The sequence below is a fragment of the Mesorhizobium sp. M0991 genome (assembly GCF_040318915.1).
GTDB lineage: Bacteria > Pseudomonadota > Alphaproteobacteria > Rhizobiales > Rhizobiaceae > Mesorhizobium.
The window spans coordinates 1-778 of the sequence record NZ_JAMYNE010000104.1; the positions used below are offsets into that span (position 1 = coordinate 1).

The 778-nt window shown below is 62.0% G+C and carries 2 protein-coding genes and 1 pseudogene; all 3 read left to right on the top strand.

The annotated features are described in order from the left end of the window. A partial coding sequence (locus tag NKH70_RS35685; protein ID WP_353027476.1) for an FAD-dependent oxidoreductase occupies positions 1-334 on the top strand: 334 nt, incomplete at its 5' end. Further along, the gene (gene thiS, locus NKH70_RS35690; protein ID WP_111545250.1) at positions 303-500 is read left to right on the top strand and encodes a sulfur carrier protein ThiS; all 198 of its coding nucleotides are present in this window, start codon (positions 303-305) and stop codon (positions 498-500) included. The genes NKH70_RS35685 and thiS, both read left to right, overlap by 32 nt. 1 nt (position 501) lies before the next feature. Continuing rightward, positions 502-778, top strand: a pseudogene (locus NKH70_RS35695) (thiazole synthase); the annotation flags it as partial.

Genomic DNA, 778 nt, shown 5'->3' on the forward strand with positions numbered 1-778 from the left:
CCGTTTCATGATCGGCGCGACGATGATTGAAAGCCAGTCTGTCGGACCGGTCACGGCGCGATCGATGATGGAGCTGCTGGGTGCCGCCTATGCCCTCCATCCGGCCTTTGGCGAGGCCGAGATCGTTGAAACCGGTGTTGGCGTCCGTCCAGCCTTTCCCGACAACCTGCCGCGCGTGGAAACGAACGGCGAGATCATAGCGATCAACGGACTCTATCGTCACGGCTTTCTCCTCGCCCCCGCTATGGCGCGCCAGGCTGCCGACCTGATTTTCAGTCAAGACAGAACCAAGGAGCTTGCCCATGAAACTAACGGTCAATGGCGAAGCGCATGAGGTTGCCGCCACCACGCTGGCGGAGCTGCTTGCCGCGCTCGACTATGAGGGCGATTGGCTGGCGACGGCCGTCAACAGCGACCTCGTGCACAAAGCCAACCGGGCGGAATTCCAGTTGAGCGACGGCGACCGGATCGAAATCCTCTCGCCGATGCAGGGAGGCTAGCATGTTCGATCTTCTCGGGACAACGCTTCCCTCCCGCCTGCTTCTCGGCACGGCTCAGTATCCTTCGCCGGCCATCCTTGCCGATGCGGTCAAGGCGTCAGGCACGTCGGTGGTGACCGTCTCCTTGCGACGTGAGATGGCAGGCCGCAGGGAAGGCGAAAAATTCTGGTCGCTGATCCGCTCGCTTGGCACGAGAATCCTTGCCAACACCGCAGGCTGCCACTCCGTCAAGGAAGCGGTCACAACCGCGAAGATGGCGCGCGAGATCTTCGGGACGA